A 14,925-nucleotide genomic window follows, 5' to 3' on the forward strand; every position below is an offset into this window, starting at 1 on the left:
TGGATACGGTCGGAGCATAGGTAGTTTCCGATTTTCGTGAAGCATTTTAGTGTTGAAAGCTGAGGAAGTTTTGATGCGTGTAGCTATTGATGGAAGGCCCGTGAGATACCCGCTGGCCGGTGTTGGCCAGTACGTATACAACTTATCCACTGGTATTCATGAACTGTCCGATGAAGAAATTGATTTGTCGGTTTTCATGGCTCGTGGTCTGCGCGAGAAGAACGCTGAGGCCGATCGTCTGACTTCCGTACTGGGGAAGTCGTCATCCCACATGAACACTTGGGTACCGCGGAAGGCCATCAACGCCGCACTAAGGTATGCGCCGGCAGCTGTTCCCGAACGCTTGCTTGGCGGCGACTTCGACATTTGGCATTCTACGTTTTTTGAGGGATATCCAAACCGGAAGAGCGGGCAGCGCCTCGTCTCGACTATTCATGACATTATCTTTGTGGATCGCCCTGACCTGTTTCCTTCTCGGAATCTGTCTGCCTCTCGATGGGCTTTAGATCGGCAAGTGCGAGACTCGGACGTACTTATCTGTGTAAGCGAGTTTACGAAGCAGCGGCTCTTGTCTAACTCTGAAGTCGAGGAAGACCGAATTAAAGTCACGCCACTTGCCGTGTCGGTTAGACCTCTTTCTGCTGAGTCTGCAGAAGACGAGCGAAGGAAAGCGGGGATTGATCGACCCTACGTTCTCTACATTGGCAATTTAGAGCCTAGAAAAGACGTTCCAACGCTTCTTCGCGCCTGGCTCAATTCAAGTGCAAAGGACGACTACAGCCTTATTCTGGCGGGCGCTCCAGCCTACTTGTCCCAAGATACAGTTGCAGCCATCGGCAGCGCGTCGAGAACTGCCGACATCAGATCGCTAGGGTATGTTTCCGAAAGTCTCAAAGCGGCGCTCCTCTCTGGTGCACAGGCATTTGCGTATCCCTCCGTTTACGAGGGTTTTGGTATACCAGTACTCGAAGCCCTTGCCTATGGGTGCCCAGTAATCGCGTGTGACACTTCTTCGATACCTGAGGTGGTTGGTCCGGGTGGAATTCTAGTGCCAACCGGCGACTCTCTAGCTATGAGTCGGGAGATTGACAGGCTCTTAGCGGACGAAAAACTGTCAGCGAAACTAGCTTCGGAAGGACAGCTCCATGCGCAATCGTACAGCTGGAATAGGGTTGCGGCTCAGACGGTGGCGGCATATCGTTCAGCAGTTGCACGCTAAGCGCTACTGAACCACTTGGGTGAATTCGTAACCGAGCGCTGGTGATCTGGGAGCGTCCTGTGAATCTCGTTTCAGGACAGCCGCCTAGTGTTTCGCGGGCACGAACGAATATTTAGGGGGAAAAGATCGATAACGTTTCGAATCGCCACTACTGGATGGATCTTCTCCGTGGCTGCGCAATAGTTCTTGTTGTAATACTCCACGCCACTGAGATATCGAAAACTTTCCAGCTGGGCCCGCCTGAATGGCTGGATGTTTTTAATAGGTTCTTTTCGCCTTTCAGGATGCCGACGCTAATGTTTCTGTCCGGTCTTCTGCTGTCCCGATCGCTCGCTAAACCTAGGTCGGCTTACTACCTTGGTAAGATCAACATGATCTTTTGGCCTTACCTCATATGGTGTCTCATATACCTGCTCGTGGGTGGCAGTGGTCTAGCCATCGGTAATCCTATGTCATGGATTGCAACAGGGTATCTATGGTATATATTTTTCCTCGGTTGCTATTATTTCCTCGCCCCACTTTTGCTACGGGTTTCATCTCATTGGATAGCTCTGATCGCATTGATCGCGTCGCTTCCCTTTTCGGAGGGTTTGGTTAAGTATTTCTTATATTTTGCCGCCTTCTTCTTTGCGGGCCATGCTGCATCAGTGCATACCGCCTATCACAGTATCCTGTTGACCAAGAAATGGGTTATTCCGTTGGCCGTCATTGCGGTTGGTTTTGGAGTATTCTCGATTCTTAGCAATTATCGTTGGGAAGGACAGTACGCATTATTCTGCTGTGCAGGAATCATCTCCGTAATCTACTTGGCGAAGAAGTGTGCGGGGGCGAGAGTCCTTCGCCCGCTGCGCTTCGTGGGGGAGAATTCGATGATTTTTTATACCAGTCATTTTCCCGTCCTGGTCCTACTTATTGGCTTCTTTTCTAGGTTCGAAGGGTTTCCGGGCTGGGCTGCGACAGCTGCAGGTGTGGTGGCCGTAGCCGCCGTCGGACTGTCGTGCATTTCGTTGCGAAAGGCACCGCCGGTATCGCTCTTGTTCGTTGGTCCGTTGTCGTTCGGGCTTTTGCGGCGCACGTAATTTCACTGACTTAGACATCTCCCCAAGAACCAGCCTTTCCCCGAATGCGAATGCCAGCTTGGCTGCTCGTGGGAACGGATGCTTATAGCACTTGACGAGTAGTGGGGCAAATGCCTTGTGATGCCGCATTGCTTCCCTGAAGGCGATTTCGTTCCTTGACTTGCGTCGATTATTATTTGTGCTACTGGACCTTCGAAGGGGGACGAGATGACTCAGGAGCGCGTGCTTCAAATTCCTGCATTAACCGGCATACGTATACTGGCGGCTCTTGGCGTCGTCGTTGGTCATTTCGACAAGATTTTATACGGGTTGTTTCCAGGAAGCAGGGTTGCCGCTCCTATCGTGCAGGGCGGGTATCTAGGGGTGGAGATGTTCTTCATCCTTAGCGGATTCATAATTAGCCACAATTATGCTCATCGATTCGTGTCATTCTCGAAAGAAACTTACCTGACTTTTTTGCGTAATCGTTTGGCTCGACTTTATCCTGTCCATTTGTTCACTTTGAGTCTGGTTGTGCTCTTGGTTCTCACTGCGTCGCTTGCTCACGTGGCATTGAACTCCGATGGAAAGTACGACCTGCTTAGTTTTATTATGAACGTGGCCCTACTGCAGAGTGTCCCGCCGGCATGGTCCTGGAATGGTCCTGCTTGGTCTATAAGTGCTGAGGCGGGGGCCTACCTAGCATTTCCGTTGTTGGCGCTGGCTGTTTGTCGCGTTCGCACTTGGAAGTCTGCTGCTCTAATTGCAGGGGCTTCGATCATACTGACGATTTCTGCCCTATATTTTGTGGCTTTCACATCCGATTTTTCCGCTATCAGTTACCCCAGTATGTGGATACGTATTGCAGGCGAGTTCACCGCCGGTTGTTTTCTGTGGCGAGCTTGGTCTGTAAGTGGCGCCCGTGGTTACCTTTATGACTACCTCGCTGTGGCGGCGTGCCTAGGGGTATTGGGCATATTGTTTCTTACGCCTACGGAGAACGTATCTAACTTTCTCGCACTACCGCTTATAGCCCTGTGCATTTTTTCTTGCGCTTCTGCCAGGGGGCCGGTCAGGTGGCTTCTTTCAATGCGTTTCATGGATTACGGGGGCCGCATTTCCTATAGCGTCTATATGGTTCACGTACTTGTCCTGATGGTTGGAGGGAAGGTTCTGCCATGGGAGAACTTTGCGAATTCGGGCTGGATGCTTCGGGTTGCGGTCCTGTCGAGTTACTTTGCTATGACCTTCATTCTGGCGGCACTGACCTATAGATTCGTGGAGGAGCCGTGGCGAAAGCGCATCGGGGCTCGGAAGAGCCGAGTGCGCAAGTCGTTGGACTCCGAAACTGCAGTGGGTTCTTCGTCTCGAACCTAGTGAGTTCCGTGAGTGGAGGTCTTCGTGGTTGTTGGTAGCCGTCCCCTAAGTCAGTGGCGTCGTGGACGCGGCATCGATTCAATTCGCTCCAAAGAGAAGTAGTTCCTCCGGACGGGGTAGCTTCGTCGGTAGGGGATGGCTCGCCTTGCTTGCCTATGACGACGCTACCTGGAAGCTAAGTGCCGACTCGCTCAAGAAACGGCTTTGGGGCCTGCAGTCGGCAGTTTCGTTCGCTAGGGCCCTACTGATTCGTAAGGGGTCGGTCGAGCCTTATTTTGACTTCGCTCCAGTTCTGTTGTGAGCGCGTTCCGCACGACTTTTCAAACCTGATGGGTGTGAATTTGACCCAAGCCCTTTGTCGTCGGTGGCGTTGGTAGATTCGGTGCTCCAGATTGTGAGATGCCTTGTCTGAGCTTCTGTTAGGCGGTCAGCGCTGACGGCACCGGAACTTCTTCTGCAGCAGCCATAAGCGTGACTCCATTTCTGTCTCGTCCGCACACGTGCAAACTTTGCGCATGGACTCTGTGAGCTGCAGAGATCAGTTCTCTGACTTTCCGTATGGAATCGTCGGCTCCAGTCTGGGGTTCGGTCCGGGCATTTTTGGTGTGGGGGCCTAGTGACCCAGCCTTGGCCGCAGATATATCGTTCTTTCGGACGCAGGATGGGCGCTTGTCACGGGCAGGTTCTTATCGTGACTTTGTCGCCGTTTGGTTTGACGCGATTTGTCAAAAGCTTTGTTGCGTGGTTGGGTCTATGGGGACGCTCGCTTACCCAATGGAGGCTGTTGTGGCATTTAGTGACTACGCCCTTTCGCTCTGCGCACTGCTCAGCACCCTGTGCGTTCCTTTTTTCGTTCTTTATCAGATGCTGCGGCTCAAGCGCCGAGCACTCCGGATCCCTGTCCAACACGCACACCGAGGTAACCAGCGCTGATTATGCCTTACGTCGACATCAATCCCCACAGAGGCCGGCCCAAATGGGTTGGGTACAGTGTCCTTGTCATTCTTCTGGTCCTAACAATTTGCGTGGTTGCTACAGCCCTCCTTCACCACTGAATAGGCTGCGTGGCTCGGTTCAGTTGTCACAGCACCTAGACTTACTCTTTGAACTAGTGCTGCATAACAGTTTGCCGAGCGTCCGGGGGGACAGACATGCCACAACCGGCGGATCAGAATGCAGGCGCCCCAGCAGAAGATGCAGGGCAGCCGCAACTGCGCCGACGCCGCGACATTCGTCGTGCCGATGGCTCGCTTGAGGATGCCTGGACAGGAACCATGTCAGCCGTAACACCCAACACGCCTCGCAAGAATGACGCCGGGCCGGCGACTCGCCGCTCGTCCTGGGCGGAGGCGGCGGCCGCGGCCGATGCAGCCAAGCCCGCCGTATCGGGGCCTGCCGCTCCGACACGCCAACCGGTTTCCGCGAAGCTCGATGCCCAGCCGAAAGCTCCCATTACCGCTGTTCCCAGCGGTGCTGCCACGGCTGCTGACGCCCCTCAGGAAGACTCTGTGCCGCCATCCGACGTAGTTCCTCAGACGCCCGCCTTCCGACGTAGCCGCCCAGCAGTGGCCGACGCCATAGCAGACAGTCCTGCGCCGGACTTCATCAGCTCGCCCGGACTGTTCGTCAAGGAGCAGAAGCCGCGCCCCATCGGTGGCTTCCGCGGCGCAATGTACAAGCTGACCGGCGGCTCCTGGAACATGGGACCGGGGGCGAAGCAGCGCCAGGAGGACGAACTGGCCCGCCGCATTTCACGGCAGCTCCAGGGCAGCTACAACACCGCCATCCTGAGCCTCAAGGGCGGCATTGGCAAGACTTCCACCACCGTCGGAGTGGGCCTTACCCTCGCTGAATTCCGTGGCGATGCGCCCTGTGCCATTGATGCCAATCCGGACTCTGGCGACCTCGTGGAGCGCGCTTTGGGCGAGGGCATTTACCAGCAGGCCAGTCCCCGGACCATTACAGACCTGCTCGAGAACATCGAGTCCATCGACTCCCTGACCGCGTTGGCCCGGTACATGCACCATGCAGGCCGGCTGCACCTCATCGCGGGGGAGCAGGACCCGGAAGTCTCGGACTCTCTCACCGCCGAAGAGTACTTGCGGATCCGCAAGCTCATCTCCGGCTACTACTCGGTGGCTCTAACCGACTGCGGTACGGGCGTGACGCACAACGCCATGAGCGGAATCCTGCAGTCTGCGGACAATCTGGTCATCGCCGCTGGCTATGCGGTGTCTGGCGCAAAGCGTGCCCGCAGCACCCTGCAATGGCTGGCCGGCCACGGGTACGAGGACCTGGCGCGGAACGCCATCGTCGTGATTACCGACAAGGACGAAGTGTCGTCCCGCGTGGACAAGGGCGCCATCGAGGAACACCTGTCCGGGATCTGCCGCCAGCTCATCGCGGTTCCCCACGACCGAGGCGTTGCAGACGGTGACCTGGTGACCCTCGACGTGCTCAAGCCCGAAACCCGGCGGGCGTACAAGGAGATTGCTGCAGCGATCGTGGACGGGTACCAATAGCTTCCGTCCGATGTTCCGGCCAGGAAACGTCGGTCGTCTGTACGGACGACTTATGCACCCCTCGGCAGGAGTCTTCAGCTTGTAAACCGGGGCAGTACTCTGCCACGGCCAGCCAGTCTGGCAAGATCTGGCAACGCCCGCCTATCGTGGTGTTCTCGGTTGTCATCCGCCGCGTCCATGGAGTAGGGCTCAGTTCGTCAGGAGCCTGCTCCGGTTTTTGACAGCAGCCCTTCGAAGACGCCGATGCCGCTACGGGCCGGGTCCTCAGCCTGAAGGTCTCCTCCACCATTGCGGGCGCCGCCCGGCTGGCGGCACGCCGAGGTGCTGTAGGGGCTGGTGTGCACGGGCAACTGCGCTGCCGCGGAACCGCTGTTGAGGGAGCTGGACGCCTCCGTTTCGGTCGTAATGGAGGCAGGAGTGGACCTCCTCAACGCCCCGGTGGCAGAAGGCCGGTGAACTGCTCACGTCCGGCAGTAGTGCACTCTTCCCCTTTTCCCGGCAAAAGCTGTGACGGCAACTCCAGTCGCAAGGGTGACGCCGGGCGAGTCTGCCCACCCGCGGCTCCGCGACGCCCGCCCTCATTTGGTGGCCGGGGCAACTTTTCGTTGTCGAGACACTCCGCCGGTCTCGATTCGCAAATTTGATGGCTTATGGGAGATATCCGCGTCGATAAAGGGTGTGATCGTCGAAAACGATAGATCGTGTCGCTGGTGTAAGGCACAACTGAACACCCAAGCGTCGTGGCAATGCTGTGCAAAGGGGCTGGCCATCAAGTCGGCAAGTTCGCGATAAATGGGCGATGACGTGACAGGTACAGCTTGGGGTGGGATCAAGAGACTCCGCCGCAGGCTTGCGGAACACATGCGAACGGAATTATAGACCCGACATTCAAGGAATGGCCGTCTTGCCAATACCTCCGGTCTTAAATTGCGGGTTTCGAAGCGACGTTGCTCGGCATCCCCTAATGCCGAATTTCCTATTCCTGCATCTAGCTCCAATGGAAGTCATGGGTGCATAGTGGGTCTTGCCGGGGGCACTAGTAGTTAGGAGTGCTTGTGCCAGGGGATGAAGAAGTTCGCGGGAAAGCTGTCTCGGCTGTGCTTGATAACGGCATGACACAGGTTTCAGTTTGCAAGCGATATGGCATCACCCCTCACCGTCTGCGGAAATGGCTTACTGAGGAGCGACTGCGGAGGGCTCAGCTTGCGGACATCAAAAAGAACAGAGTGCCAGAATCCGCAGACGCACGGCGGCGGCGTCTTGCTACCGAGTGGGCCCAATACGAGGTCCAGGACAGTCACATCTCCGAAGGCCTGAAAAGGGCGCACCGGGCACATGTCTTCTTTGACTACGTCATTGGCGGACCACTATTGGCCGTTGCAGTCGTCCTTGACATTTTGATCGGGCTAATCAGTGTAGTGATTATCCTCGAGGTCTTCGCGATAGCCCGGAACGCCTGGTATGCCGTGCTCATGTCGTTGCTGATCGCAGTAGTTGCCCTTGTGATGGTGACGGCCATCTGGGTTCTGGCGCAGTACTTCAGAAGTCTGATCTTCAGATCCTTCGCGCCTTTTTCTTTTGCCGTGTACAACCTTGAACAATCCTGGCTGCTGCTGGAGCAGAGTCAAGAGGCGATTTTTTCCCAGCCCCGGAATGAGCAGGAGAAGCTCACAAGACTTAAAATCACGGCCCGCATCGGCAGTGCAGCCCACGTCCTTGATGCGACGAGGCGGGCCGGACGCGATCACGGCTCACGGACCAGTAAGCTCAATGAACGGACAGCTCGCCGAAAGGTTGCAGCATTTGTGGCAAAAGCGGAGGAACTGTTACACGACAAGGGCCGGCCTGGACGCATGCAAGCTATCGAGATCTTGCAGATAGCCGCGTATGAGACCGTTCTCCGCAAATGGACCTTGCATGAGTTTACTAATGTTCCGGATCCGGAGCCCATTTCGGTGTGGCGGCGTCGCATTGCTCCGCTCCTCAAAGGTGTGGTCGCATTCGGCAGCACATTTGGACCTATCGCGTGGCAAGTGTTCGGTGCAGAAGACCAGAGCCCGGGCCACCTGATACGTGTTTTTCTGCAGAGCCGGGGTTTGCTGAATCAGTAGCGCACCCGAGCCAGCGCCGGGCCCTACCGGGTACCCACGTCCTCAAATGCCAGGAACGTCTGAGTGTCCAGCACGCCGGGCCTGGACGGCAGCCGGTCGTACAGTTCCCGCCAAGAGTCCCGCTTGAGCTTGACGGGCACTGGGCCAGGGGGACGCTGGGCCAAGTGATAGCCGTGGTGCGGGGCCCGGAACCCGCAGCGCCGTCGTCGTACGTCCCTGCTCTTGTGAACGGCGGCCGGCAGGCTCCCGGGCAGGTATAGCGGCAGGCAAAAGTGAAGTATCGGTCCACTCATCACAGGCGCGGATTGAGCGCTTAGCCTTCAACCATGCTGAGAATCGTGAAGCAGATCCTGCGACCCAAGCCGACCTGCAGGTACTGCGGGCTGACGTTGCTCCCAACGCCGTCTGCGGTGTTCTGCTCCCGCGACTGCTACGACAGCTACCAGTACTGGGGCGATGCGTCAGCGCACAGGCCGTAGCGGCGGTTCCACGCGCGGGAATGCGGCTGTCCGCGGGCCTGTTGCGGTGGGACTGCAGGTTCGTTTTCGCTGCTCATGCTCGTTGACGCGCAAGCTATCTGGGCCGCGGTTTGGATTTTGTGCGCCGAAAGGAGCTTCCCTTCGCAAAACTGCTAATCATGCTTAGTATTGTGGAGCGCGGGCTGCCCGCTGGGGGCAGAGCACCCGCGCTGCACCGGAGGTTTTTCAAGCATGGACAACCAGATGCGTCCCCTCACTGACGAAGAACTGCTGCAGGAGCAGGCCACCGCACTGCCGGACAAGGAAGTGGCATCGGTCCTGGACCTGAACGCCGACCTGGATCTGGGCATCAACGCCGCCGCACCCATCGACCTGGCCGTCGCCGCCAACGCCAACGTGGCCGCACCCATCGACGCCGCAGCCTCGGCCAACATCCTCTCCTACGGTTCGGACGCGCAGGCACTGTCCACCCAGGACGCCGCCATTGACCAGGGCATCACCGCTGACGCCAACGCCGAATCCCAGCAGGACAGCGTGATCGGGCAGGGCGACGGCGCAACAGACACCGCCGCCGGCACGGGCACCACCGACGCCGGCACCACGTACGGCGCAGCAGATGCCGTCTCCGCACTGCCCGGCACCGATGCCGTGACCGATGCCGCCGGTGCCCTCAACGGCAACCTGCTGAACGTGGACGTCAACCTGGACGCCGACGCCGCCATCGCCGCCCCCATCAACGGTGCCGTGGCAGCGAACGCCAACGTGGCCGCACCCATCGACGCCGCTGTGGCCGCGAACATCGGCTCCATCGACAGCCAGGCGTACGCCATCTCGGACCAGAGCGCCACCATCTCGCAGCACATTGACGGCGCTGCCGACGCGAACGCCGGCCAGACGTCCGACCTGCAGCAGTAAGCCAACATGACCCAGACCCACGGCGGCCCGCCTCCCGAGGCGGGCCGGCCGCCGTCGCGCGTTACCGTTGCCCAGGAACCGCCGGGCCAGACAACGACGGCGGGAGCCCGCCTTCCCGCCCGCGCTGACGGCGTCCAGCTGCTGGGCACCGCAGAGGGGTCCGGCTACCGCGAACCGCCCGCCCTGGTGCGCCGCGCCGACGGCCAGACCCTGCAGCTGACCAGGCTCCTGTACCTGGTGCTGGAGGCCGCCGATGGGACGCAGGACCTCGAGGGCATCGCCCGGCACGTCAGCGAAGGCTCCGGGCGGCTGGTCAGCGCGGACAACGTGCGGACCCTGATGGACTCGCAGCTGCTGCCGATGGGCGTGCTCCGGCTCGCGGACGGCAGCCAGCCGGAGGTCAGGAAGTCCAACCCGCTGCTGGGCCTGCGGTTCCGCTACATCGTGTCCGATCCTGAGCGAACCCGCAGAATCACCGCCCCGTTCGCCGTGCTGTTCCACCCGCTGCTGGTGGTGGCCGTGACGGCTGCGTTCCTGGCCGCGTGCTGGTGGGTGCTGATGGTCAAGGGGCTTGGCTCGGCCACGCATGAGGCGTTCGAACAGCCCGCCCTCCTCCTGCTGATCCTGGCTGTCACCATCCTGTCCGCGGGTTTCCACGAGTTCGGCCATGCCGCTGCCACCCGCAAGGGCGGTGCAACGCCGGGGGCCATGGGCGCCGGGCTGTACCTGCTGTGGCCGGCGTTCTTCACCGACGTCACCGATTCCTACCGGCTGGGCCGCGGCGGCAGGATCCGCACGGACCTGGGCGGGCTGTACTTCAACGCCATCGTTGCCGTGGCCATCATGGGGGTGTGGTGGGCCACCGGCTTCGACGCGCTGCTGCTGGTGGTGGTCACGCAGATCCTGCAGATGGTCCGCCAGCTGATCCCGCTGGTGAAGTACGACGGCTACCACATCCTGGCCGACGCCACCGGCGTCCCGGACCTCTTCCAGCGCATCAAACCCACCCTCCTGGGCATCCTGCCCTGGCGGTGGGGGAACCCCGAAAGCAAGGTGCTCAAGCCGTGGGCGCGGGCCGTGGTCACCGTATGGGTGCTGGTGACCGTACCTGTGCTGCTGTTCAGCATGGTGATGATGGTGCTGTCCCTGCCGCGGCTGCTGGCCACGGGCTGGGCGAGTGTGGGCAAGCAGCAGGAGATGCTGTCGTCCTCGCTCGCCGATGGGGACGTTTTGGGAGCAGCCGTCAGGGGAGTGGCAATTGTCATTGTGGCCATCCCGGTACTGGGCCTGCTGTACATCGTGGTGCGGCTGCTGCGGCAGCTGGTCACCGGCTTGTGGAAGAAGACCCGCGGCAAGGCGCTGCAGCGCACCGCGGCCATGACCGCCGTGGTGGTTTTGCTGGGCGGCCTCGCCTGGGCCTGGTGGCCCGACGGCGGGACGTACCGTCCGGTGCAGGCGTACGAACGCGGGACGCTGGGTGACGCCACGCGCGCCATCCTGCCCGTCCGTGAGCGCGGGGACCTGCGGCAGGGCGGCACCGGGCAGACGGTGGCGTTGTGGCCTGCCGGTGCCACGAAGCCCACACGGGACAACCCGCAGCTGAGCATGGTGCTGGTGCCGGTGGGTGAGCCTGCTGCTGCGGGCGCTGCTGGCGGCACTGCGGCCGCCGCGCCCGCTGCGCCGTCCTGGGTGTTCCCCTTCGACCGGCCCGCCGCCCCCGAAGCGGACGGGAACCAGGCGCTCGCCGTCAACACCACGGACGGTTCCGTTGCCTACAGTGTGGCGTTCGCGCTGGTGTGGGCGGAAGACGGAGCTCCCGTCACCACTGCCAACGAGGCGTACGCGTTCGCCAACTGCTCGGGCTGCGCCGCCGTGGCCGTGGGGTTCCAGGTGGTCCTGGTGGTGGGGCAGACGGATGTGATTGTGCCGGAGAACTTGTCGGCAGCGGCCAACTACAACTGCCTGGACTGCCTCACGTACGCCCTGGCCAGCCAGCTGGTCCTGACGCTCGACGGGCCGCTGGACGGTGACAGCAAGCAGCAGCTTGAGGCACTGTGGGCTCAGATTGCGGAGTACGGCCGGAACATCCGCGACGTCCCGCTCTCCGAAATCCAGGCCACCCTCAACCGGTTCAAGGAGCAGATCACGGCCATTGTGAAGGGCTCTCCGGCTGCGGACGGCACGTCTGTGGCCACCACTCCGCCCTCCGCCGGTCCCAGTGGCGGCCCGTCCTCTGTCCCGACGTCTTCTTCTGCCCCGGACGGGCGGCCCACAGCTCCGGCTGGTGCACCTGCCGAAACGTTCGTCCCTGCCCCGGCCGCGACTGCCGTACCCACCGCCCCGGCCAGCCAGCCTGCGGGTGGTGGCCAGCCGACGTCGTCCGTGGACAACGCGACGCCTGCACCCACTGTGGGGTCGGGTGCTGGGGAAACGGTAGCGCCGGCACCGACGACCGGCGGCTGACCCTTCGGCTGGCTGGGCTGTTTTCGCTGCGCGTCGAATCTGGTTACGACCCCCAGTCAACGCCGGGTTGGGCGGCGCATCCACACGCAGACCGCGCCCCGGTTAAACCAGATGGCCCTGCAGTCCGCCGGGCTGCAGGGCCATCTTGTTTGGGTGAGCGAGGTTAGAACCTCGATGATGTGCCGTTGAAGGGACCCGTCCCGAGAGCATTTCCGGCCGCATCGGTGAGTCCCGTAACCGCGGTGTAGACGGGCACGTCCGGCGTGGTGGTGGTCCCGGAGGTTCCGCCGGTGGACTTGCCAAGCTTGATGGTCAGGGTGGTGGACCCGTCCCAGGTAACGGTGCTCATATTGCTTGCGTTGCCGTTGCCGTTGAAGCTGAGGGCACCGGCTGAACCGTACTTGGCGTTGGCTCCGAGGGTGATTGAGCCGAGATTCAGCGTGCAGCTTGTGCTGGTCACCGTCAGGACATTGGATGTGCTGATGTTGACAACCACGTTGTTGTTGCCGCTCAACGTTTGCGCGCTGTTGGTCCAGGTGGAGCAGATCTTGCTGGACTCCATTGCTTCAGAGAACTGGATTGTCAGCGTATCGCCCTGTTCGGCTTTGCCCAGGGTTCCTCCGGCGTTCTGCAATGTGACATCGACGGTTGGCGCCTTGGTGTCCTTGGTGACCGCCGACGTCACGGTGGTGCTGTTGCCGGCGGCGTCCGTGGTGGTTGCCGTGATGGTGAGTGCCACGACCGGCGCCGTGCTGGAAGTGTCCTTGAGGGCCGACAGGTTTAGTGGCCCGGTATTCCACGTTGCGCCGGACGCTGTGGCGGGGATGCTGGTGGCGGCGTCCGTTACAGTCACACTCACCGCTGAACCGGAGTCGCTGGTGCCACTCACTGCGTAACCCGTGACGGTGGATGCAAGGATGTTCGGCGGCGTATCGAGCCTGAGGACCGGCGCCACGGTGTCCTTCGCATTAGTGGCGGTGGCAGCCGTGCCGGTGTTGCCTGCGGCGTCAGTGACGGTGACCGTGTAGGTGACGGTGCCGTCCCTGAGCGAACTGAGGTTGAGGTTCGCGGACCAGTTGCCGCCGCTGGCCGTGGCGGTGCCCGTTACAGGCTGGGCCGAGCCCGGGCTGGCGGCGGAAATCTTCACTGTTGCCGCGGTTTCCGCGGTCCCCGAAATTTGTAGCGAGGATGCGGTGGAGATGTTCATGTAGGCCGGGACGCCCAGGGACTGCGCCGCCGCAGGGGCCACTGTGTCCTTCACACTCGAGGCCGTCTTTGCGGCGCTGACATTCCCGGCCGCGTCGGTTGCCGTGGCCGAGTAGGCGACGGCACCCTGGTCAAGGCCGCCGAGGTTCAGCGTGGCGGACCAGTTGCCGCCGCCGTCTGCCGTGGCCGTCACGGGGGTCGCGGAATGGGCCGCCCCCGTGTCGGCGGCCGTCAGCGTGATCTTTGCCCCCGATTCCGTTGTGCCGGAAACGGGCACCGCGGCAGCGTTGGCCGAGTTCACGAATGCCGGCACCGTCAGGCCGGGTGCGGCCGGCGCCTGCGTATCGATCCGTACGGTCTGGCTCTGGACGGAACCGGCGTTGCCCACTTTGTCCGTCGCGAAGTAGGACACGATGTGCGTCCCGTCGCCGCTGACCGGGATGCTGGCGACGGCGGCGCCCAACGTCTGCTGCGCGCCGCCGTCGACCGCGTACGAGATGGAGGCGACGCCGGAACCGGACGCGCCGTCGTCGGCCGTGATGCTCACCGTGACGGGGCTGGAGCTGTTCCATCCGGCTGTGTTGGGCGTGGGCGAGATGCCCGAAACGGTGGCCACGGGCGCGCTCGCGTCATTGCTGGTGCCGTTGCTGCGGGGGCTCTCGACGCCGGTCCACAGGGCGATGGCCGGCGTGACCGTGTAGTACCAGATCCCGCCCTGGACGTTCTGTTCTGTGCAGCTGAGGGTGGTCACCGTACCGGCGCATCCGCCGGTGGCCGGGATGCCGGCGCCGCCCGAGGCCACCGCGTAGCGGGTGACGGTGTAGCCCGTGGCGGCCCGCCCGTTGACGGTGGTCCCGCCTGCCCACGTGACGGACAGCGACGAGCCGCTGGCGGACACCGCCGGTTTGGAACCCGGCGTCAGGGCATCGGCGGCTGCGGCGGCGTTGCTGCTGCCGGTGGTGGAAGCCCAGAACGCGTAGGCCGCTGAGCCAGTGCCGAGCAGCAACAGGAGCGCAGTGGCAACCCAGACCACCGTCAGCTTCCGTGACGGACGGCCCCGCAGCAGCGCCGGGATAAGCGTTGCGAGGCTCATTTGCGCACCTCCACCGTCACGGGAAGGCTGAAGGTTGCGCCCTGGCAGGCTGCGAACGAGGTGGTGTCCATGGCGGCCGCTCCGGGGAGGGTAATGAGTGCCGACGAGTTCGCGGCAACGGAGGTTGCTGGGGAGAGCGGTGCGGCCGGCGCGGCGAAGGTGACGCCGGTAGTGGTGCAGCCGGAATGGGCGGCGTCGGCCGCCGCGGGGCCGGTGCCGGTGACGCGGTAGACCTGCACCCCATACGGGTTCGGGTTGGTGAGCCGGAGGACGACGTCGGCGCTGCCGCCCGGATAGAGCGCATTCTTGGGGTTGTCGCCGGCCACGAGGGCGTCCACGGCGACGGTTTGCATGGCGGCGGCCGCTGCGGACCCGCCGCCGGTTCCCGTGGCGGTCCAGTAGGCGTAGGCCGTTCCTGCGCCGGCGGTTATCAGGAGCCCGGCGAGAGCCGCCGTTTTGAGGCGCTTTGCGGTGGTGGGCAT

Annotated in this window: 9 protein-coding genes; 7 read left to right on the plus strand and 2 right to left on the minus strand. The window is 61.6% G+C overall.

The features are described 5' to 3' along the window. Window positions 1–52 precede the first annotated feature (52 nt). The 7 genes from AC1DBN_RS06820 (at window position 53) to AC1DBN_RS06850 (ending at window position 12,144) form a co-directional block, all read left to right on the plus strand. On the plus strand, window positions 53–1,219 hold the full coding sequence (locus AC1DBN_RS06820) for a glycosyltransferase family 4 protein (RefSeq protein WP_477722851.1): 1,167 nt from the start codon (window positions 53–55) through the stop codon (window positions 1,217–1,219). Window positions 1,220–1,374: 155 nt separating this feature from the next. Next, window positions 1,375–2,298: an acyltransferase family protein gene (locus AC1DBN_RS06825; protein ID WP_477722852.1), complete on the plus strand. Its 924-nt coding sequence runs from the start codon at window positions 1,375–1,377 to the stop codon at window positions 2,296–2,298. A gap of 207 nt (window positions 2,299–2,505) precedes the next feature. Beyond that, window positions 2,506–3,654, plus strand: a complete 1,149-nt coding sequence (locus tag AC1DBN_RS06830) for an acyltransferase family protein (RefSeq protein ID WP_477722853.1) — start codon at window positions 2,506–2,508, stop codon at window positions 3,652–3,654. A 1,565-nt stretch (window positions 3,655–5,219) separates the two neighbouring features. Beyond that, the gene (locus AC1DBN_RS06835) at window positions 5,220–6,176 is read left to right on the plus strand and encodes a MinD/ParA family ATP-binding protein (protein WP_477722854.1); all 957 of its coding nucleotides are present in this window, start codon (window positions 5,220–5,222) and stop codon (window positions 6,174–6,176) included. A gap of 1,055 nt (window positions 6,177–7,231) precedes the next feature. Beyond that, on the plus strand, window positions 7,232–8,287 hold the full coding sequence (locus tag AC1DBN_RS06840; protein ID WP_477722855.1) for a transposase: 1,056 nt from the start codon (window positions 7,232–7,234) through the stop codon (window positions 8,285–8,287). Between the two features lie 710 nt (window positions 8,288–8,997). Beyond that, entirely contained in the window at window positions 8,998–9,681 is a 684-nt protein-coding gene (locus AC1DBN_RS06845; RefSeq protein WP_477722856.1) for a peptidoglycan-binding protein, read from the plus strand. A gap of 6 nt (window positions 9,682–9,687) precedes the next feature. Further along, a complete protein-coding gene (locus AC1DBN_RS06850; protein WP_477722857.1) occupies window positions 9,688–12,144 on the plus strand; it encodes a zinc metalloprotease in 2,457 nt (818 codons plus the stop codon). Window positions 12,145–12,307: 163 nt separating this feature from the next. On the opposite strand, the gene AC1DBN_RS06855 is transcribed toward AC1DBN_RS06850, so the two are convergent. Both AC1DBN_RS06855 and AC1DBN_RS06860 read right to left on the minus strand, forming a co-directional pair. Continuing rightward, a complete protein-coding gene (locus AC1DBN_RS06855) occupies window positions 12,308–14,443 on the minus strand; it encodes a beta strand repeat-containing protein (RefSeq protein WP_477722858.1) in 2,136 nt (711 codons plus the stop codon). Next, complete coding sequence (locus AC1DBN_RS06860; RefSeq protein WP_477722859.1) at window positions 14,440–14,925, minus strand: hypothetical protein; 486 nt, start codon at window positions 14,923–14,925, stop codon at window positions 14,440–14,442. Before AC1DBN_RS06860 ends, AC1DBN_RS06855 begins: the two co-directional genes overlap by 4 nt.

The sequence above is a fragment of the Pseudarthrobacter sp. 10T415 genome (genome assembly GCF_056394175.1).